The sequence below is a fragment of the Vulgatibacter incomptus genome, from assembly GCF_001263175.1.
Lineage (GTDB): Bacteria > Myxococcota > Myxococcia > Myxococcales > Vulgatibacteraceae > Vulgatibacter > Vulgatibacter incomptus.
In genome coordinates this window covers 2,368,492-2,388,599 of the sequence record NZ_CP012332.1, presented here as the reverse complement: position 1 = coordinate 2,388,599, position 20,108 = coordinate 2,368,492, and the positions used below count along the sequence as shown (strand labels likewise).

Annotated in this window: 17 protein-coding genes; 9 read left to right on the top strand and 8 right to left on the bottom strand. The window is 69.6% G+C overall.

Annotated elements, in window-relative coordinates; translation table 11 throughout:
• Positions 1 to 61 precede the first annotated feature (61 nt).
• From AKJ08_RS09855 to AKJ08_RS09820, 8 genes are all read left to right on the top strand, one after another.
• Entirely contained in the window at positions 62 to 1,111 is a 1,050-nt protein-coding gene (locus tag AKJ08_RS09855) for an alpha/beta fold hydrolase (RefSeq protein ID WP_050725914.1), read from the top strand.
• Between the two features lie 124 nt (positions 1,112 to 1,235).
• Positions 1,236 to 1,973, top strand: a complete 738-nt coding sequence (locus tag AKJ08_RS09850) for a pyridoxine 5'-phosphate synthase (RefSeq protein ID WP_050725913.1) — start codon at positions 1,236 to 1,238, stop codon at positions 1,971 to 1,973.
• A gap of 34 nt (positions 1,974 to 2,007) precedes the next feature.
• Complete coding sequence (locus tag AKJ08_RS09845) at positions 2,008 to 3,540, top strand: bifunctional ADP-dependent NAD(P)H-hydrate dehydratase/NAD(P)H-hydrate epimerase (RefSeq protein ID WP_050725912.1); 1,533 nt, start codon at positions 2,008 to 2,010, stop codon at positions 3,538 to 3,540.
• A complete protein-coding gene (tsaE, locus tag AKJ08_RS09840; RefSeq protein ID WP_240475286.1) occupies positions 3,537 to 3,998 on the top strand; it encodes a tRNA (adenosine(37)-N6)-threonylcarbamoyltransferase complex ATPase subunit type 1 TsaE in 462 nt (153 codons plus the stop codon). The genes AKJ08_RS09845 and tsaE overlap by 4 nt, the downstream gene beginning before the upstream one ends.
• 97 nt (positions 3,999 to 4,095) lie before the next feature.
• On the top strand, positions 4,096 to 5,751 hold the full coding sequence (gene hutU / locus AKJ08_RS09835; protein ID WP_050725911.1) for a urocanate hydratase: 1,656 nt from the start codon (positions 4,096 to 4,098) through the stop codon (positions 5,749 to 5,751).
• A gap of 104 nt (positions 5,752 to 5,855) precedes the next feature.
• Positions 5,856 to 6,653, top strand: a complete 798-nt coding sequence (locus tag AKJ08_RS09830; protein ID WP_050725910.1) for a tryptophan 2,3-dioxygenase family protein — start codon at positions 5,856 to 5,858, stop codon at positions 6,651 to 6,653.
• A complete protein-coding gene (locus AKJ08_RS09825; RefSeq protein WP_050725909.1) occupies positions 6,650 to 7,783 on the top strand; it encodes an aminotransferase class V-fold PLP-dependent enzyme in 1,134 nt (377 codons plus the stop codon). The genes AKJ08_RS09830 and AKJ08_RS09825 overlap by 4 nt, the downstream gene beginning before the upstream one ends.
• Entirely contained in the window at positions 7,776 to 8,798 is a 1,023-nt protein-coding gene (locus tag AKJ08_RS09820; RefSeq protein ID WP_050725908.1) for a methyltransferase, read from the top strand. Before AKJ08_RS09825 ends, AKJ08_RS09820 begins: the two co-directional genes overlap by 8 nt.
• Before the next feature lie 57 nt (positions 8,799 to 8,855).
• On the opposite strand, the gene AKJ08_RS09815 is transcribed toward AKJ08_RS09820, so the two are convergent.
• The 8 genes from AKJ08_RS09815 to AKJ08_RS20395 all read right to left on the bottom strand — a co-directional run bounded on the left by AKJ08_RS09815 (position 8,856) and on the right by AKJ08_RS20395 (position 18,534).
• A complete protein-coding gene (locus tag AKJ08_RS09815) occupies positions 8,856 to 9,245 on the bottom strand; it encodes a response regulator (protein WP_050725907.1) in 390 nt (129 codons plus the stop codon).
• Complete coding sequence (locus AKJ08_RS09810; protein WP_050725906.1) at positions 9,238 to 11,727, bottom strand: response regulator; 2,490 nt, start codon at positions 11,725 to 11,727, stop codon at positions 9,238 to 9,240. The genes AKJ08_RS09815 and AKJ08_RS09810 overlap by 8 nt, the downstream gene beginning before the upstream one ends.
• Before the next feature lie 161 nt (positions 11,728 to 11,888).
• Entirely contained in the window at positions 11,889 to 12,278 is a 390-nt protein-coding gene (locus tag AKJ08_RS09805) for a response regulator (protein ID WP_050725905.1), read from the bottom strand.
• Positions 12,271 to 12,699 carry a response regulator gene (locus tag AKJ08_RS20400; protein ID WP_240475285.1) on the bottom strand — a complete coding sequence of 143 codons (429 nt, stop codon included), beginning with the start codon at positions 12,697 to 12,699 and terminating at the stop codon, positions 12,271 to 12,273. Before AKJ08_RS20400 ends, AKJ08_RS09805 begins: the two co-directional genes overlap by 8 nt.
• Entirely contained in the window at positions 12,675 to 14,762 is a 2,088-nt protein-coding gene (locus AKJ08_RS09795; protein WP_169788794.1) for a PAS domain-containing sensor histidine kinase, read from the bottom strand. The genes AKJ08_RS20400 and AKJ08_RS09795 overlap by 25 nt, the downstream gene beginning before the upstream one ends.
• Positions 14,759 to 15,916 (bottom strand): FIST signal transduction protein, encoded by a 1,158-nt coding sequence (locus tag AKJ08_RS09790; RefSeq protein WP_050725903.1) that lies wholly within the window; start codon positions 15,914 to 15,916, stop codon positions 14,759 to 14,761. The genes AKJ08_RS09795 and AKJ08_RS09790 overlap by 4 nt, the downstream gene beginning before the upstream one ends.
• Positions 15,917 to 15,986: 70 nt before the next feature.
• Positions 15,987 to 17,699, bottom strand: a complete 1,713-nt coding sequence (locus tag AKJ08_RS09785; RefSeq protein ID WP_157370599.1) for a cytochrome c3 family protein — start codon at positions 17,697 to 17,699, stop codon at positions 15,987 to 15,989.
• A 217-nt stretch (positions 17,700 to 17,916) separates the two neighbouring features.
• A complete protein-coding gene (locus AKJ08_RS20395; protein WP_050725901.1) occupies positions 17,917 to 18,534 on the bottom strand; it encodes a hypothetical protein in 618 nt (205 codons plus the stop codon).
• A 264-nt stretch (positions 18,535 to 18,798) separates the two neighbouring features.
• Between AKJ08_RS20395 and hutI the strand changes: the two genes are divergently transcribed.
• Complete coding sequence (gene hutI / locus AKJ08_RS20390) at positions 18,799 to 20,070, top strand: imidazolonepropionase (protein ID WP_240475284.1); 1,272 nt, start codon at positions 18,799 to 18,801, stop codon at positions 20,068 to 20,070.
• Positions 20,071 to 20,108 lie beyond the last annotated feature (38 nt).

Here is a 20,108-nt window from a genome sequence, read left to right as displayed (position 1 = left end):
TTGCCGATCCGCGGGAGAAGACCCTATAACCGAGGTGGATGCCGAACCAGGAGCGCGAGACGTGACGCCCGATCACGAGGTCGATGTCGTTCGGGAAGACGGCTTCACGGCCGTCGGGGGCGTACGGATCCACTACGAGGCCTACGGGGCAGGGAATCCCGTGGTGCTCGTTCACGGCCTCGGCGCCTCCGCTGCGTCGTGGCGTCGGCTCGCGCCCTTCCTCGCCGAGGCGGGCTACCGGGTGCTCGCGCTCGATCTCAAGGGCTGCGGCCTATCGGCCCGGCCCCCTGGCGACTACTCCCGCAAGGCCCTCGCCTCCCTGGTCTGCGGCTTCATGGACAACCTCGGGATCCGGCGGGCCCGGGCGGTGGTCGGCCACTCGATGGGCGGCGCAATCGCCCTGGAGATCGCCGCGTCCAGGCCCGAGCGCCTCGATCTGGTGGCGGTGGTAGACGGGCAGGGCGTGATCTCTGCCCCGTGGATCCTGCAGGCGGCGGCGCCGGTGACGCCGATCGTCGGGACCCTAGCCTCCAGCGTGACGGCTCTCAGCCCGGCGGCGCCCCGGCGCTTCTTCGCGCGGATGTATCTCAAGCGGATCTTCGCCGATCCCAGCGCGGTGACCGACGACCTCGTGGAGACCTACGCCGCGTCCGCCGACGCGGGCTATCAGCGCGCGATGTTCGCGATGATCCAGCACCTCGGAAACACCGCGGATCTGGCGAGCCGGATCCGCACGCTCAAGCACCCCGCGGTGCTGCTCTGGGGCCGGCACGATCCCGTCTGTCCGCTGCCGCTGGGCGAGGAGCTCCAGCGCTCGCTTCCCGACGCCGAGCTCCACGTGCTCGAGGACTGTGGCCACTGCGCGCCCGAGGAGCGGCCGGCCGAGGTCGCCGCGCACCTCGTGGACTTCTTCGCGCGGCGGGGTCCCAGGCTGCCTCGACCCGTCTTGATGAGCGCCGCCCGCGCCAACGGAAACGGGAAGGGTCACGTGCCCGGGGCCGTCGCCGCGGAGCCGGCCGCGGTCCCAGCGTCCGTCGGTGCGACGGCGGCACCCGCCGAGCCTTCCTCGAAGGGACGGGGAGGCAAACGGCGCAAGGAAAGCCTGCACTAGGCAATCGTAGCGCCGCCCGTTCAACGCCGGCACCCACGCGAGGGCCTGCGACGAGCCGATCCTCCGAACCAGACATCACGAAGAGCCCGCCGCGAGAGGGATCCGCGGCGAGAAAGAGCGAGACATGCCCCTTCCCACCTGCCGTCTCGGCGTCAACGTCGACCACGTCGCCACCCTGCGCCAGGCGCGTCGCGCCACCTACCCGGATCCGGTGACCGCGGCCTCGCTCTGCGAGCTCGCGGGCGCGGACCAGATCACGATCCACCTCCGCGAGGATCGCCGTCACATCCAGGATCGGGATCTTCGGCTCATGCGGGAGACGGTCCAGTCCCGGCTGAACCTCGAGATGGCCGCGACCCGGGAGATGCTCTCGATCGCGGTCGCCATTCGCCCCGACACCGTGACGCTGGTTCCCGAGAAGCGCGCGGAGCTCACCACCGAAGGCGGCCTGGACGCGGCGGGAAACATGGACTCCCTTCGCCCCGCGGTGCGCGAGCTGCGGGATGCTGGAATCGAGGTCTCGCTCTTCCTGGATCCGGAGGTCGCGCAGCTCGAGGCCGCCCGGTCCCTCGGGGCCCAGCGTGTCGAGATCCACACGGGCACGTACTGTGAGAGCGCCGTTGACTCCGCCCGCGCCAAGGAGCTCGCCCGGGTTGTGGAGGCCGCGCGCCACGCAGCGCAGCTGGACCTGGGCGTCGCCGCGGGCCACGGCCTGAACTACTTCAACGTGGAGCCCATCGCGGCGATCCCCGAGATCGACGAGCTCAACATCGGGCACGCGATCGTGGCGCGGGCGGTGCTCGTCGGCATGGAGCGAGCCGTCCACGAGATGGTCGCGCTGATCGCGAGGGCGCGCGCCTAGCCTACGGGCACCCGGGGTTCTTGGAGGGGCGACGATGCGGATCCTCACGGCAGCGGAGACGCAGGCGGTCGATCGCGCGGCGATCGACGAGTTCGGCGTGCCGGGCCTCCTGCTCATGGAGCACGCGGCCCGCGCGGTCACCGACGTCGTCCTCTCGCGGCTGCGTCCGGGCGGACGCGTCTTCGTCGTCACCGGCCCGGGGAACAACGGGGGCGACGGCTACGCCGCTGCCAGGCTCCTGCTCGCCGAAGGCCGCGAGGCGTCGGTGCTCGCGGTCTTCCCGAAGGACCGGCTCAAGGGCGACGCTGCGGCCAACGCGGCGCTCTGGGACCGCTTCGGCGGCCGCACGCATTCGTTCTCTCCGGAGCTCCTCGCCGACGCCGTGGAGGGCGACGTGGTCGTCGATTCCCTCCTCGGGACCGGCCTCTCGCGCCCGCCGGAGGGCCTCTTCGCACGGGCGATCGAGGCGATGAACGCGGCCTCGGGCCGTGGCGCCCGCGTCGTCGCCGTAGATCTGCCCAGCGGGCTCTCCGCCGACACCGGTCGCGCCCCCGGGGACGTGGTCCGGGCCAACGCGACCGTCACCTTCGGCGCGCTCAAGCCGGGCCTCGTCCTCCATCCGGGGGCGGAGCTCGCTGGCGAGGTGAAGGTCGCGTCCATCGGATGGCCGCCCGATGCCCTTCGTCGCGTGAGCCCCGGTACCCGGCTCCTCTCCGAGGGCGAGATTCGCGGGCTCCTGCCCCGGCGCACGGCCGAGTCCCACAAGGGGACCTACGGCCATTGCCTGGTCGTGGCGGGATCGGAGGGCAAGACCGGCGCCGCGGCCCTCGCGGGCCAGGGCGCGCTCCGGGGAGGCGCGGGCCTGGTCTCGGTCGCGGCCAGGCCCGGAGCCATCCCCCAGATCCTCGGCCACGCCATGGAGCTGATGGGCGTCGCCCTCGACGGCGAGGGGCCGCTCTCGTTGCGGGATGCGCCCGCGCTGGTCGCGGCGGCGCGAGGGAAGTCCGCGCTCCTGATGGGCCCGGGGATCTGGCGAGGGGAGGAGACGGGCGCGCTCGTCGGACGGATCCTCGCCGAGGCGGAGTGCCCCGTGGTCCTCGACGCCGATGCGCTGAACGCGCTCGAGGGGCAGACGTCGCTGCTCGAGGGAGCCGCGACGGACGTCGTCCTGACGCCTCATCCCGGCGAGCTGGCGCGCCTCGTCGGCACGACCGCAGCCGAAATCCAGGCGGATCGGATCGGCATCGCCAGGCGCTTCGCGCAGGAGCACCGCTGCACGGTGGTGCTCAAGGGCTCGGGGACCGTGATCGCCGAAGCGGACGGGGAGGTGGCGATCTCGCCCACCGGAAACGCCGGCATGGCGACGGCCGGCAGCGGCGACGTCCTCGGCGGGTTCGTCGCGGCCCTGCTCGGCCAGGGCCTCTCGGGGCCCGCGGCGGCGCGCGCGGGCGTCTTCGTCCACGGCCTCGCCGGCGACCGCCGTGTGAAGGCCACGGGGATGTCGGGGCTCGTGGCCTCCGAGCTCCTCTCGGGAATCGTGGAGGTCTGGTCGTCTTGGAGCCTGTGACCGTCAACCTGGAGGGCTCCGCCCGCACCCGCGCCTTGGGGCGGCGGATCGCCGACCTCCTCCGTCCCGGCGACTTCGTCGGGCTCGTCGGCGAGCTCGGCGCGGGGAAGACCCTCCTCTCGCGCTCGATCTGCGAGGCCCTGGGCGTGCCCCGCGAGCGGATCGCTTCGCCCACCTTCGCCATCGTCCATCCGTACGATGGCGGCCGCATCCCGATCCATCACGCCGACCTCTACCGGGTGGAGGACTACGACGAGCTCTACGCCACCGGTTTCCTGGACCTCGTGAGCGAGGGCTCGGCGCTGATCGTGGAGTGGATCGATCGGATCCCCGAAGCCGCTCCCGCCGAGTGGCTGCGGATCGAGCTCGAGCACGTCTCCCCGCAGGCACGGAGCGCGCGGATCACCGGCTTCGGCCCCAGGGGCGAGGAGCTCGCCCGGGCCCTCGCCCCGAGTTAGATCCGGTCGACGAGCCCGCGAGCCTCCCCTATGCTGCGCGCGATTTCGAGCCGCCGCCGGCGAACAGCGGCGCTCTCGCGACACCAGGAGCCGCGCAATGGAACGCATCGTCCGAGCCCCCACCGGCACCGAGCTCTCCTGCAAGGGTTGGGTGCAGGAGGCCGCCCTCCGGATGCTCATGAACAACCTCGATCCGGACGTGGCCGAGAGGCCTCAGGACCTGGTCGTCTACGGAGGGACCGGCAAGGCGGCCCGCGACTGGCCGTCCTTCGACCGGATCGTGGCGACGCTGCGCAACCTCGGCGACGACGAGACCCTCCTGGTCCAGAGCGGAAAGCCGGTGGGCGTGCTCCGGACCCACGCGGACGCGCCGCGGGTGCTCCTCGCCAACTCGAACCTCGTCGGGAAGTGGTCCGACTGGCCGCACTTCTGGGAGCTCGAGAAGGCCGGCCTGATGATGTACGGCCAGATGACCGCTGGCTCCTGGATCTACATCGGCACCCAGGGGATCGTGCAGGGCACCTTCGAGACCTTCATCGCCGCTGGCCGCAAGCACTTCGGCACCGAGGACCTCGCGGGCCGCTCGATCCTCTCGGGTGGCCTGGGTGGCATGGGCGGAGCGCAGCCCCTCGCCGCGGCGATGGCCGGCGCCGCTTTCCTCGGGGTCGAGATCGATCGCTGGCGCGCCGAGCGCCGGCTCGAGACCCGCTACCTCGACGTGATCGCCAAGGACCTGGACGAGGGCATCCGGCTGGTCGAGGGGGCGAAGAGGGAGAAGCGCGGGCTCTCCGTCGCCGTGATCGGAAACGCCGCGGAGATCTTCCCCGAGCTCGTGCGGCGGGGCGTCCACTTCGACCTCGTCACCGACCAGACCTCCGCCCACGACCCGCTCAACGGCTACGCGCCCACGGACATCTCTCCGCAGGATCTCGCGGCGCTCCGCCAGCGGGATCCCCAGGCGGTGATCGAGCGCTCCAAGCGCTCGATGGCGGCGCAGGTGGAGGCGATGCTCGCCATGCAGCGGGCGGGAAGCCACGTCTTCGACTACGGCAACAACCTGCGCCAGGGCGCCAAGGACGTCGGCGTGGCCGACGCTTTCGACTACCCCGGCTTCGTGCCGGCCTACATCCGGCCGCTCTTCTGCGAGGGGATGGGGCCGTTCCGCTGGGTGGCGCTCTCCGGCGATCCGGCGGACATCTACAAGACGGACGAGGTGGTGGCGAAGCTCTTCCCGGAGAAGACGGGCCTCCAGCGCTGGCTGAAGCTCGCGCGGGAGCGGATCGCCTTCCAGGGCCTGCCCGCGCGGATCTGCTGGCTCGGCTACGGCGAGCGGGAGAAGGCTGGCCTCGCCTTCAACGAGCTGGTGCGGAAGGGCGAGGTGAAGGCGCCCATCGTCATCGGCCGTGACCACCTCGACTGCGGCAGCGTCGCCTCTCCCAACCGCGAGACCGAGGCCATGAAGGACGGCTCCGATGCGGTCGCCGACTGGCCGATCCTCAACGCGATGGTGAACGCGGTGAACGGCGCGTCGTGGGTGAGCGTCCACAACGGCGGCGGCGTCGGCATCGGCTACTCGCTCCACGCGGGGCAGGTGATCGTCGCCGACGGGACCGAGGCCGCGGCGAAGCGGCTCTCCCGCGTCCTGGCGAGCGACCCCGGGATGGGCGTCCTCCGCCACGCCGACGCGGGCTACACGGAGGCGCTCGACGTCGCCAGGGAGCGCGGCGTCTCCATCCCCGGCGTCACGCGGTAGTACACACCCGACCACCCTGTCCCACAGGGTGGTCAAGCGTATACATTGTGCAGAGGTACTCGACACTCTAACATCTTGGCTCCTACGAACCCCCGGAGCCTACAGTGGAGCACACGCCTTCCCGCACTGCTCGTGAAGACCTTCGCCAGCAGCTCGAAGCGCCAATCTACAACTCCATCATCGAGAAGTGGGTCGGCAAGGGGGAGCTCGACTACGAGCGATACCTGCGCACGCCCGAGCTCCTGTCGCTGCAGACGCCTACGGACGAGCGGGTCGTCTTCGACGAGCTCCTCTTCCAGGTGATCCACCAGGCGCAAGAGCTCTGGCTCAAGCTCGCCGCCCACGAGTCCATCGAGCTCGTGGGCGACCTCGACGCCGATCGCCTCTGGGAGGGATCGGCCCGGCTCGAGCGGATCGCCCGGACGCTGACTTGCGTGCGAAACGAGCTCGCCATCCTGGAGACGCTTACGCCCGCCACCTACCAGGTGATCCGGCGGACCCTCGGCAACGGCAGCGGCCAGGAGTCCCCCGGCTACAACGCCATGCGGATCGCTGGCAAGGGGGTGGAGGAGGCGCTCGAGAGGCTCCTGGCCCGCCGCGGTCTCCGGCTCGAGGAGGTCTATTCGAGCGGCGAGCACCCGGACCTCGAGCGGATCTGCGAGCAGCTCGTGGACGTGGACGAGGCCTTCCAGGGCTGGCTCTACGGTCACTTCCAGCTCGTGCGCCGCACCATCGGCGTGGACCGCTCGGTGAAGGCCCTCGACGGCATCCCCACCCAGGTGCTCTCCGCCCGGATGTCGCTCCCGCTCTTCCGCGCCCTCTGGGACGTGAAGGTGGCGCTCACCGCCAGCTGGAAGCGCGAGGACGGCCCGAGCCGGCCGCTCCCCGAGGTCGGTCGATGAGGCCGCTCGGCGAGCTTCGCGCCGAGTTCCCCCTCCTCGAGACCTGCACCTACCTCAACAGCAACTCCACCGGCGCGATCCCGCGAGGGGCGGAGGCTGTCCTCCAGCGCTACTGGAAGACCCTCGCGTCCTGGCGCGACGAGGCCTGGGCCGAGTGGATTCCGGCGGTCGGAGCCTACGCCGATGGCCTGGCGGCCCTGGTGGGCGGGCGCCCCGGCACGGTGATCACCGACTCCAACCTCTCGGTGCTCCTGGGCCGGCTGGCGACCTGCTTCGAGTACGGGGCGCCCCGGAACCGCGTGGTGATCACGGACCTCGAGTTCCCCACGGTCCCGTTCATCTGGAAGGGCTTCGAGCGCTACGGCGCCGAGACGGTCATCGTCCGGTCGGAGAACGGACGGATCGACGAGGAGCGCCTCTGCGCCGCCATCGACGAGCGCACGCTCCTCGTCTGCGTGTCCCACGCGAGCTTCGCCACCGGCGCGCTCCTCGACCTCCGGCCGGTGGCCGAGCGCTGCCGGGCGACGGGCGCGCTCCTCGCGGTGGACGCGTACCAGTCGGTCGGAATCGTCCCCATCGACGTCCAGGAGCTGGGCGTCGACTTCCTGCTGGCGGGCGCGCACAAGTGGCTCTGTGGCGGCATCGAGAGCGCCTTCCTCTACGTGCGGCCCGAGCTCCTGCCGTCGCTGAGCCCCGCCGCCACCGGCTGGATGGCGGGCGCCAATCCCCTCTCGTTCGGTCCCACGGAGGACTACGCCCCGGGCATCGGCCGCTTCGCGAGCGGGACGCCAGCGGTGCTCCCGGCGCTTCTCTCCCGGCCCGGCCTCGACCTCCTCGCCGGCGTCGGCGTGGACGCAATCCGGGCGCACTCGCTGCGGTGCACGACCCGGATCATGGAGCGGGCGGACGAAGCCGGGTTCCAGGTGCTCACGCCTCGCCCGCCGGAGCAGCGGGGTGGAGTGGTGGCCCTGCGATTCGCCGGAGACGCCGCGGTGACCCGGCGGCTCGTGGAGCGGGGCTTCGTGTGCAGCTACCGCGGTGCGCTGCGGGTCGCGCCGCATTTCTACAACTCGCTCGAAGAGGTGGAGAGGTTCATGGACGAGCTGACTCGCGAGGCACACGATGTCTGATGTCATCTCGTTGTCGCCGCGGGCGCTCCTCCACCTTCTCTTCAACGGCGCCCGGGCGATCGACGTCGTGGGCTCGGCCCGCGAGCTGGGGATCTTCGAGGCGCTGGATCCAGGCCCCGCCACGCTCGGCGCACTGAGCGAGCGGCTCGGCGCGGATCCGGGCAGGCTCTACAAGTTCCTGGACTGCCTCGAGAGCCTGGGCCTCGTCCGGCGCGAGCAGGACTCGGACGAGCTCGTCCTCGCGCGCTATCGCGCCGTCGCCGGCGCGAGGGCCGCGGCGGAGACGGTGTTGGGGTCGTCCTCGCTCGAGCGCGATCGCGAGAAATTCGACTGGCGAGCGATCCACGGCGCGCTCCCCGAGGTCCTCACCGGGGAGCGGAGCATCCCCGCCGAGTCCTTCGACTGGCCTCCGTCGTCCGACGAGCAGATCGAGTCCTTCGAGCGGAGCATGGCGGCAGGGCTCGGACCCATCGTGGAGTCATTTGTCACCCACGGTGCCAGCCTCTTCCCGGCCGGCACCCGCCTCCTCGACGTGGGCGGCGGCGACGGCAGCCTGGCGGCCCACCTGCTCGAGGCGCACCCGCGGCTGGAGGCGGACGTCTACAACCTGCCAGCCACGGAGCCCCTCGTCCGCGCGACGGCTGCCCGCCGCGGCGTCGGGGAGCGGTTGGGCTTCGTGGGAGGGAGCTTCCTCGACGAGCCGCTCCCGCGGGGCTACGACGCCATCTCCTTCGTCCGCGTGCTCCACGACTGGCCGGCGGCGGTCTCGCGCGACCTGCTCCGCAGCGCGAGCGAGGCGCTGGCGCCGGGCGGGCGGCTGTTGATCTGCGAGGAGTTCCGCACCGCCGACCGCCTCGCGGCTCAGTTCTTCTGGTCCTACTTCCTGATGGGAGTCGACCGCTGCACGAGCCGTTTGCGGGAGGTCGAGTTCTATCTCGACGCGCTTCGCGACCTGGGCTTCCGGCAGGTGGAAGTGCTCCCGGGACCCTTCGAGATCGTGTCCGCCGTGCGCTGACGCAAGCGACCGAGGCTGCCTCCCTCGAACGGGGAGGCAGCCGGTCGTGCACCGAGGCTAGGCGACGGCGCCCACAGGCCTCGCGGCCAGCTCGCGCAGCTTCCTCACCAGCTCGTCGACGGGGACGGTCTTCTGGATCCATCCGTCGGCGCCTACCGCCATGGCCAGGCGGCGCAGCTCGAGCTCGTCGGCGGAGGAGTAGAACGCGAACTTCGTGTGCTTGGGCGCGTGGTTCCGCATCAGCTCCATGAGCTGCTCGCCCGGAAGCGTGGGGATGTTCACGTCGAGCAGAACGACGTCGGGCGCCGCACGGCGCACGATGTTCGTGGCGCCGATCGGCGACTCGATGGTGATCACCTCGAAGCCGAGGGGCCCGATCAGCCTCGAGACCAGCTCGAGCTGGAGCGGATCGTCGTCGATCACCACGACCTTGATCGTCTCAGACATTGGCCTTCCCGTTGAGGTGCCGGCGGATCGTGCCGATCAGGAGGTCGCAGTCCACCGGCTTGGTGAGGAAGTCGTCGCATCCGGCGGAGCGGGCGCGGACCTGATCCTCGCGGCTGGCGTGGGCGGTGAGGGCGATCACCGGAATGCCGGCCAGCGCCTGGTTCGCCTTGAGCCGGCGGGTCGCCTCCCAGCCGTCGAGTCGGGGGAGGGAGAGATCCATGAGGATCAGCTCGGGGGAATCGCTCGCGGCCCTCTCGAGGCCGTGCTCTCCGTCCTCGGCCTCGATCACGTCGAAGAGGCCGTGGAGGTAGCGGCGGACCACGTCGCGGTTCTGCGGGGAATCTTCCACGTAGAGGATGCGGGGGAGCTTCGTCGCCGCCTGGTCGCGGTGATCCATCACGAGCCGTTTGGCCTCGGCCACCACCTTGTCGAGGGCGATGCCCCCCTTCTGGACGACGCCGGCCATCCCCTCCTGGAGCAGGCGCTTGTCCTGCTCGTCGAGGGTCTTGCCGGTGAGGACCACCACGGGGATCTCGCTGCCCTCGGCGCGGATGCGCCGTAGGACCTCGAAGCCGTCCATGCCGGGCATGGCGAGGTCGAGCATCAGGAGCGCCGGCTTGGCGATGCGCATCCGGAGCAGGGCCTCGTCTCCGTTGGCCGCCTCCACGGTGGAGAAGCCGGCGTGGCGCAGGGATCGGGAGACCATCTGCCGGGTCATCGCGTCGTCGTCGACGACGAGGACCTCGCCAGCCTGGGGCTGGATCGCCTTGTTCACCACGGAGAGGAGGCGCTCCGGCTCCACCGGCTTCACGAGGTACTCGCAGGCGCCGAGAGAGAAGCCCTTGGCGCGCTGCTCCTCGACCGAGAGGAGCACCACCGGGATCCTGGCGAGAGCCGGATCGGACTTGAGGGCGGAGAGCACCTGCCAGCCGTCGAGCTTGGGCAGGTGGATGTCGAGGACGATGGCCGAGACCGTCTGCTGCCGGGCGACGGAGAGGGCCTCCACGCCGTCCATGGCGAGGAGGACGTCGAAGCCCTCGGCCTCGAGGTCGCTGCGGAGGAGCTGGTGCACGAGGGGGTCGTCGTCGACGACCAGCACCCGGTGCCTGATGGTGCTCTCCTCACCGTGAGCCGGAGCCGCGGGCGTATGGACCTCGACGCCCTCGAGGACGCCGGGCAGGCGCACGGTGAAGGTGGAGCCCCTGCCGTGGACGCTGGCGACGTCGATGCTTCCGCCGAGGAGGTGGGAGAGCTCCTTCACGATCGCGAGTCCCAGGCCGGTGCCGCCCTTCATCCGGGTGCTGGTGCCGTCCACCTGGCGGAACTTCTCGAAGATCGCGCCGAGCTGATCCGGCGGGATCCCGCTTCCGGTGTCCTCGACGGTGATGACGATCCCGCTCCCTTCCGCCTGGACGTCGAGGACGATCTCGCCCTCGTCGGTGAACTTGGCGGCGTTGGAGAGGAGGTTGAGCATCACCTGCCGGAGCTTGAGGCCGTCCGAGCGGATGGCGTGCGCCCTGGGATCGACCTTGTGCGAGAGCAGGACGTTCTTGCCCTTCAGGTACTCCTGCACGGTGGCGGCGCACTCGCCGGCCATCGACTCGAGGTCCACCGTCTCCTGCACCGTCTCCATGTGACCGGCCTCGATCTTCGAGAGATCGAGGATGTCGTTGATGAGCGCGAGGAGCGTGCGGGCGTTGGCCTTGATCACGTTGAGATCGCGGCGGCCGTGGGGCGTGAGGCGGGATCCCTCCTCTCGTCCGAGGAGCTCGCAGTAGCCGAGGATGCCGTTCAGCGGCGTGCGGATCTCGTGGGAGAAGTTGGCGAGGAACTCGCTCTTCAGCCGCGCGGCGGTCTCGAGCTCCCGGGCGTTCTCCTCGGCCACGCGCTTGGCGGAGGCGAGGTCGATCGCGAGCTTGTCGAGATCCTCGTTCTGCTGACGGATGATCTCCATCTGCAGGGCGCGGTTCTGATAGCTGGCCAGCGATCGCGCGGAGACGGCGCGGTTGCGCTCGATCTCGCGGAGCTGCTCCTCGAGCTTGATCTTCGAGGCGCGAAGCTCCTCCTCCGCGACCCGCTTCGCCGTGATGTCCTCGGTCGCGCCGAGCAGACAAACGACGTTGCCGTCGTCGTCCCGCAGGAGGGTCTTGCGCGTCAGGTACCAGCGATCCTCCCCTTCGTCGCCCGCCCGCTTGACCTCCTCGATGGAGCGGGCCTCACCGCTGGCGAGCACCTCCCGATCGAACGCGACCGTCGCGTCCGCGTGCTCCTTCGGGAAGTAGGCGTAGTCGGTCTGCCCGAGGAGAGCCTCCTTCGTGGTCCCGAAGGCGTCGGCCCAGGTCTTGTTGGCAACCTGGATCCGCAGCTCCTCCGGGTCCTTCACGTAGAGGAAGAAGGGGAAGGTGTCGAAGATCTTCTCGTAGAGCCAGACCTTGCGGCGCAGCTCGTCGACTTCCGTGTCACTCATCGGTTTCGCGTTCATCCATTCTCTCCAAGACTACTGACACGTGATGCACTCGCGCGGTCGTCCCAGCGTGACTCGCGACACAAGCGCGGGGCGGACCCGGAGAGGTCCGGATCCGCCCCGTGAATCAAATCGAGCGGCGAAGCGCGCAGGCGGCGCGATCGGATCGTCCGCGCTCGTCAGGCGATCGCAGTCTTCTCCCCGGCGACCAGGGCACGCAGCTTCCTCACCAGCTCGTCGACGGGGACGGTCTTCTGAATCCATCCGTCGGCGCCCACCGCCATGGCCAGGCGGCGCAGCTCGAGCTCATCGGCGGAGGAGTAGAACGCGAACTTGGTGTGCTTGGGCGCGTGGTTCCGCATTAGCTCCATGAGCTGCTCGCCAGGAAGCGTGGGGATGTTCACGTCGAGGAGCACGACGTCGGGCGCCGCGCGGCGCACGATGTTCGTCGCGCCGATCGGCGACTCGATGGTGATCACCTCGAAGCCGAGGGGCCCGATCAGCCTCGAGACCAGCTCGAGCTGGAGCGGATCGTCGTCGATCACCACGACCTTGATCGTCTCAGACATTGGCCTTCCCGTTGAGGTGCCGGCGGATCGTGCCGATCAGGAGATCGCAGTCCACCGGCTTGGTGAGGAAGTCGTCGCATCCGGCGGAGCGGGCGCGGACCTGATCCTCGCGGCTGGCGTGGGCGGTGAGGGCGATCACCGGAATGCCGGCGAGGGCCTGGTTCGCCTTGAGCCGGCGGGTCGCCTCCCAGCCGTCGAGGCGGGGGAGGGAGAGATCCATGAGGATCAGCTCGGGGGAATCGCTCGCGGCCCTCTCGAGGCCGTGCTCTCCGTCCTCTGCCTCGATCACGTCGAAGAGGCCGTGGAGGTAGCGGCGGACCACGTCGCGGTTCTGCGGGGAGTCTTCCACGTAGAGGACGCGGGGGAGCTTCGTCGCCGCCTGGTCGCGGTGATCCATCACGAGCCGTTTGGCCTCGGCCACCACCTTGTCGAGGGCGATGCCCCCTTCTGGACGACGCCGGCCATCCCCTCCTGGAGCAGGCGCCTCTCCTGCTCGTCGAGGGTCTTGCCGGTGAGGACCACCACGGGGATCTCGCTGCCTTCGGCGCGGATGCGCCGTAGGACCTCGAAGCCGTCCATGCCGGGCATGGCGAGGTCGAGCATCAGGAGCGCGGGCTTGGCGATGCGCATCCGGAGCAGGGCCTCGTCTCCGTTGGCCGCCTCCACGGTGGAGAAGCCGGCGTGGCGCAGCGACCGCGAGACCATCTGCCGGGTCATCGCGTCGTCGTCGACGACGAGGACCTCTCCAGCCTGGGGCTGGATCGCCTTGTTCACCACGGAGAGGAGGCGCTCCGGCTCCACCGGCTTCACGAGGTACTCGCAGGCGCCGAGGGAGAAGCCCTTGGCGCGCTGCTCCTCGACCGAGAGGAGCACCACCGGGATCCGGGAGAGGGCCGGATCGGACTTGAGGGCGGAGAGCACCTGCCAGCCGTCGAGCTTGGGCAGGTGGATGTCGAGGACGATGGCCGAGACCGTCTGCTGCCGGGCGACGGAGAGGGCCTCCACGCCGTCCATGGCGAGGAGGACGTCGAAGCCCTCGGCCTCGAGGTCGCTGCGGAGGAGCTGGTGCACGAGGGGGTCGTCATCGACGACCAGCACCCGGTGCCTGATGGTGCTCTCCTCGCCGTGAGCCGGGGCCGCGGGCGTATGGACCTCGACGCCCTCGAGGACGCCGGGCAGGCGCACGGTGAAGGTGGAGCCCCTGCCGTGGACGCTGGCGACGTCGATGCTTCCGCCGAGGAGGCGGGAGAGCTCCTTCACGATCGCGAGTCCCAGGCCGGTGCCGCCCTTCATCCGGGTGCTGGTGCCGTCCACCTGGCGGAACTTCTCGAAGATCGCGCCGAGCTGATCCGGCGGGATCCCGCTACCGGTGTCCTCGACGGTGATGACGATCCCGCTCCCTTCCGCCTGGACGTCGAGGACGATCTCGCCCTCGTCGGTGAACTTGGCGGCGTTGGAGAGGAGGTTGAGCATCACCTGCCGGAGCTTGAGGCCGTCCGAGCGGATGGCGTGCGCCCTGGGATCGACCTTGTGCGAGAGCAGGACGTTCTTGCCCTTCAGGTACTCCTGCACGGTGGCGGCGCACTCGCCGGCCATCGACTCGAGGTCCACCGTCTCCTGCACCGTCTCCATGTGACCGGCCTCGATCTTCGAGAGATCGAGGATGTCGTTGATGAGCGCGAGGAGCGTCCGGGCGTTGGCCTTGATCACGTTGAGATCGCGGCGGCCATGGGGCGTGAGGCGGGATCCCTCCTCTCGTCCGAGGAGCTCGCAGTAGCCGAGGATGCCGTTCAGCGGCGTGCGGATCTCGTGGGAGAAGTTGGCGAGGAACTCGCTCTTCAGCCGCGCGGCGGTCTCGAGCTCCCGGGCGTTCTCCTCGGCCACGCGCTTGGCGGAGGCGAGGTCGATCGCGAGCTTGTCCAGATCCTCGTTCTGCTGACGGATGATCTCCATCTGCAGGGCGCGGTTCTGGTAGCTGGCGAGGGAGCGCGCGGAGACGGCGCGGTTGCGCTCGATCTCGCGGAGCTGCTCCTCGAGTTTGATCTTCGACGCACGGAGCTCGTCCTCACCGGCGCGACGAACCGTGATGTCCTCCGTCACTCCGAGGAGATAGGTGGCCTCTCCGTTCTCGTCCAGGAGCGGGACCTTCCGGGTCGAATAGATCCGGTTCTCGCCCTCGCCGACGCCGGTCCTGGCGACCTCCTCGAAGGTCTGCGCCGCCTTGCGCGCCAGCACCTCGCGATCGATCTCGACGAAGGACTCCGCCTGTTCGGCCGGGAAGTAATCGTGATCGAGCTTCCCGAGGAGGGTCTCCTTGGTCGTGTTGAACGCGCTCGCGAACGTCTCGTTGACGATCTCGAGCCGTAGCTCCTTCGCATCCTTCACGAAGAGGACGAAGGGCAGGTTGTCGACGATGTTCTCGTAGAGCCAGACCTTGCGGCGCAAGTCGACGAGCTCGGCCTCCATCGCAGCGAGATTGCTCAATCGTTCGCTCCGAAGACCAGGGCCGTGAGGGTGGTGTTGATGTGGAAGCCCGAGAAGATCTCGAAGTGGCAGTGGAGGCCGACGGCAGGAGGAGCCGAGGCGAAAGTCTTCGCGAGGGCAGGGGTCTTGCCCATCGACTCGGCGAACCAGGCGCGTCCGGCGCAGTGGAAGAGCAGCGCCGCCTGAGGCGACTTCACACGCTGCGGCACCTCCTCCTCGAAGAAGCGGCGGGTGCTCTCCACGATGTCGCTCATCCGCATCAGCTCGAGGTCGGAGTCCTCCTGAAGGAGGTTGGCGCAGAGGATCGAGCCGTCATCCATCACCTTCCAGGGGGCGCGGATGAAGTGCTCGCGGCCGACCTTCATCGCGAGCGGCCGGGCGGCGAAGCCGTTGGGCTTGCCGAACTCGAGATCGTCGGGCGTCACGCCGAGGATGTCGGCGTAGCGCTTGGCGGCGGGCTTGCCGTCGATCTCGAGGATCCGGGTGGCCGTGTCGTCCACCTTGGTGATCCGCACCGTGTCGCCGGTCGGCTGGTACCAATGCGAGCGAAGGGCGGCCCAGGGCGCGTCCGTCTGGATGAGCGCGACGATCGCCGCGTCGGTGGCGACCTCGCCGTCCACGTGGAGGATCGCGGACTGGCGGCTGTCGTTGGAATCCGAGGCACCGCCGCCAACGAGGATCAGCGACTGGTTCCGGTCGAGCACACCGAGGAGGAGCTCCTCCTTCTTGTAGCGGAAGCCGTCGTCGATGACGAGGCCGACGTGCCGCCGGGAGTCGAGCTGGTGCGGCCGGATCCCGAGCTCGTCGCAAGCGTGGCTCACCGCGCGGGCACCCGCCTCGACCGCGTCGTGGCTCAGGCCGGCGCCCAGGCCGATGCCGACCTCGAAGTCGCCGGAGAGGGCGGAGAGCACCACGCTCCCGGTGTGAAATCCCTCGTTGTCCACCTCACCTGCGGAGGTCGCGCCCACCACTCGCACGCCGGCGGCGAGACGCTTCCGGATCGCCCGGTTCAGCGCGACCTGATCCCGATCCCGGTCGGAGAAGAAGACCACGAGCTTGGGCTGTGCGGAGCCGAGCTGCTGGAGGAGATCTTCTGCCGCCGCTTCGGCGTCGACGATCGTGGTCCGCGCCCTGTGGAGACTGACCTGAGCCATTTTTTCTCTCGGATGATGAAGAAGCGCGCCCGTGGGTCGGGCGCGCTTCATGGATTTTCGATTTGTTGGATTAGAGGCGGCTGCCGGGGTGGTTCGTGTGGCAAGAGGTGGTGCAGTTCGCGAACGACTCTGCTCCGCCCCCGACGTACATGCTCTCGATCTTGCCGAACTGCGTCTCGTGCCACGCAGGGTACGACGTGTGGCAGGAGAGGCACGCGGCCTTGCTCGTGCGCTGGATGCTCGCGACCGAGGTGTGGCAGGTGGAGCAGTTCTGCACCGACGTGTTCAGGCGTCCCGACCTCGAGTGGATGAAGTGGAGGCGAACCGCGATGGGTCCTTCGAGCTCGAAGCTCAGGGGCGCGTGGCAGCCGGCGCAGGCCGCGACGTTGGTGTTGCCGTGCAGCACCTTCGAGAGCTCGCCGCCGTTCGTGTGACAGGTCTGGCAGTTCCCGACGCCGAGGTTGGCCTGGGTGACCACGGGAGTCCCGATCTGGATCTGGACGTTCGTCGTGGCCGGGATGTCCTCGCCCATGTACACGCGGCGTCCCTTGAGGGTGACGAAGTACGTGCCGGCAGGAGCGTCGGCGGGGACGTGGAAGGTGACGATGTCGCTCACCGGCACCGTCCAGCCGTATGCGGTGGGGTCGAAGGCGCCGCCGAAGAGATCGGAGCCCTGGGGGAGGGTCTGCACCTCGGAGTAGACGCCGTCTCGCGGAAGCTGACCGGGGTTCTGCGTGCCGGGCTGCAGGAAGTCTTCCAGGGCGAGGATGGACCGGATCGGCTGGATCCTCTGCGCCGGTCCGATGATCTGTGCCATCAGCATCCGCTCGCGGTGCTTGCGGCGGTAGTAGGTCGTCGTCGGATCGAAGAACGCGGTGTAGTAGCGGATCCCGGCGGGGTCCTCGTTCAGCACGGTGTCCATGTAGCTCGGGAGCGTCCCGGGCGCGTGGAGGGCCTTGCCCTCGCCGTCACGGAGGGTCACCCGGAACGAGACGTCGGTTCCCGCGGCGTAGGTGCCGTCCTTCCGCGCGGGCGTGATCGCCTGCACGCCGATCTGGAAGCCGTAGGCGTAGGCGGGCTTGTCGATCTGCCGGATCGGCACGAAATAGGGGCGGAGGAGGTTCTGGCTCCAGGTCACCCGGATTGCCGCGGTCTGGGGGTGGAGCTTGAAGGTCTGGGAGGCGCCCACGAGCGTGGTGGCGTTCCGGAGCTCGACGAGGGCCTCCTCCTCGAAGCTGCGCGCGCCGGTGCAATCCGTCGCGGTCGGGCAGTCATAGGTCCACTGGATCGCCCGCATCCGCCGGATGAAGAAGGCGTCCGTGATCGAGCGGGAGCCGGAGTCGCCGGTGAGCAGCACCGCTCCCTCTCCCGTCACGCGGCCCCGCGCGTCCACCTGGTCGAGCATGATGAAGCCGTTCTGGTTCATCCACGCGGCGTTGCGGTAGAAAGCGCGCCGGGTGTAGGTGCCGTCGGCGTTGGCCAGGAGGACGAACTCCTGCTCGGCCTTGGAGACGCCGCGCCAGTCGAGGTTCCGGAAATCGCCCTGGAACTTGAGCCCGTCGACCCCCTCGTCGGCGTAGGCCCCGATCGCGGCCCGAATATCGAGCGTGTCCAGGTAATACGTCCGACCCTTCGCCAGATCGATCGGCTTCCCCTCGCCGTTATCGATCTCGAGGGCCAGGGGGACCGGAGTACTGGCCTTCGCCTGCCCGGCCCATGGGACCAGCAGGATCCCGGCGGCGGCCATTGCGGCCACCCCGAGCCGCTGCAATGCTGATTTCACGCAATCAAGGCTCGTCTCGCGCACGTTGACTCCTCGATTCTACGCCCCTCTGGGCGTCGGAACTGGCTTCTGATTCGTTACTTTTGGAACGGCGCGACGGTACCGGTGCCAAGCTCCTGCAATCAAGTGTAAATGTGCGCACACAGAAACACCCCATGTAAGACAAGGGGTGTGGCTCGTCCGTGGATGTAGGTGGAGGTGAGGGCTGGGCGCCCCTCTACTGGAGCCGGAGGCCGACCGGGATCGTGATCACCGGCATGTTGTAGCGGCCGAGGAACTCGTATCGAGCCTGCACGCCCGCGTAGAAGAGGAGCTGCTGCTGGCCGATGAAGAAGAGGAAGGAGTTGAAGTCGACGCCCGCGCCGAGGAAGCCCGACGCGACCCAATGCGACCGGCTGCAGACCGTACGGCACGAGTCCTTGGTCGGATCACACTCGGACTCCTCCTTGCAGAGGTAGCGGCCCTCGCCGCCGACGCCGAAGCCCGCGAAGCCGTAGGGCTGGATCATGGGGAGCGGGTCCCTGAGGAACGGCCGCCAACCGAGGCTGAACCGCCCCATCGAGACCGAGTACTCTTTGTCGCTGGGGAACCAGTTCATGCCCGAGAGGGCCAGCGAGATATCCACGCCGGAGGAAGTGACGTAGCCGCCGTGGACGAAGTCCATGTAGAGGGCCCGCGGCATCGACTGGCCGCCGAAGTTCACGCCGGGCGCGGTGCCCACGTAGACGAAGCCATCCTTCGCCGGACGAACCTCGGTCCGCGAGATGGCGCCCTGGCCGTGGGCGAAGAGGGGCATCAGGAGGAGGGAGAGGGCGGCGAATCGTCGAAGGGACACGGTCGGCTCCAGGAGAACATCGGGGCTCGACTGCGCTCGAGGAAGGCCCCAGCGCCGCAAGCTACCTGCCCGCGGGCGTTCGGTCGAACTCGGGGCTGTGGAGAGCTCGCGAAGAGCTTCACGAGGGGGCGGAGCAACGGAGGAGCACCATTGCGCGAAGCGCACCGAAGGAATCGGTCCCGCTCCCGCAGGGCCGATTTCTTCGCGGGCTCTGATACAAACGGCGACCTCGCGTGCCCTTTGCGCGCCCGATGGGGATCTCCCGTGATCGAAGCCGACCTGATCATCCATTCCGCCGGTGCCGTCGTCACCTGCGCCGGCGATCCGTCCGCCGGCCCCGAAGCTGCGCTCGGGATCCTGAAGGGCGGGGCGATCGCCGCGCGCGCCGGCTGGATCGTTTGGGTCGGCCCCCAGGAGAGTCTCTCACGGGAGGTGCTTCCGCTTCCGTCCGCGGTCACCATCGACGCCGCCGGGGGCCTCGTGGCGCCAGGCTACGTCGACGCGCACACCCACCTCGTCTTCGCCGGCGATCGCGCGCGGGAGTTCTCCCTGCGCTGCGGCGGCGCGAGCTACCAGGAGCTCCTGGCAGCCGGTGGCGGGATCCTCGCGACGGTTCGCGCCACCCGGGCAGCTTCGGAGGACGAGCTGGTGGAGCTCGCGCTTCCCCGCGTCCGGCGCCTCGTCTCGGAGGGCGTCACCACCGTGGAGGTCAAGAGCGGCTACGGTCTCACGATCGAGGACGAGCTCAAGATCCTGCGGGCCGTTCGCCGCCTGGGGCAGGAGTCTCCGGTCGAGGTCGTCGGGACCCTCCTCCCCCTCCACGCGCTGCCTCCGGACGCTGGCGACCGGGACGCATGGGTCGCCCGCATGATCGACGAGCTCCTCCCCGTGGTGGCGGGAGAGGGGCTCGCGCGCTTCGCGGACGTCTTCGTGGAGCAGGGCGCCTTCACCCACGAAGAGGCCCGGATGCTCGCCGCTGCGGCGAAGGCCCATGGGCTCGGCGTCCGCCTCCACGTCGATCAGCTCACGGCGGGCAGGGGCGCGGAGCTCGCGGCGGAGCTCGGCGCGGTCACCGCCGATCACCTCGAGACCATCACGCCCGAGGGCGTCGAGGCCCTGGCGAAGGCGGGGGTCGCCGCGACGCTGCTGCCGATCTCGACCCTTTACTTGAAGTGTCCGTCGTATGCACCTGGTCGCGTCCTCGCCGATGCGGGGGTTCGGCTCGCCCTTGGCAGCAACTGCAACCCCGGGAGCGCCATGACGGAGAGCTTCTCGCTCGCTTTGTCGCTCGCCTGCCTGGGCAACGGCCTGACGGCCTCCGAGGCATTCCTTGCCGCGACCGCCGGCGGCGCCGCGGCGCTCGGCCTCGGCGATCGCGGCCGGCTCGAGGTGGGCCTGCGCGCCGATCTCGTCCTCCACGGCGCGCCGAGCGTCGAGCACCTCGCCTATCACCTCGCCGCCCGCCACGCCCGGGCCGTGATCATCGGCGGGGAGCTCGTCCACGAGGACCGGGAGCTCCCACCCCTTTGCGCATGACCCGCTCCGGCGAATGCGGACCGTCCGTGCCAGGTTCT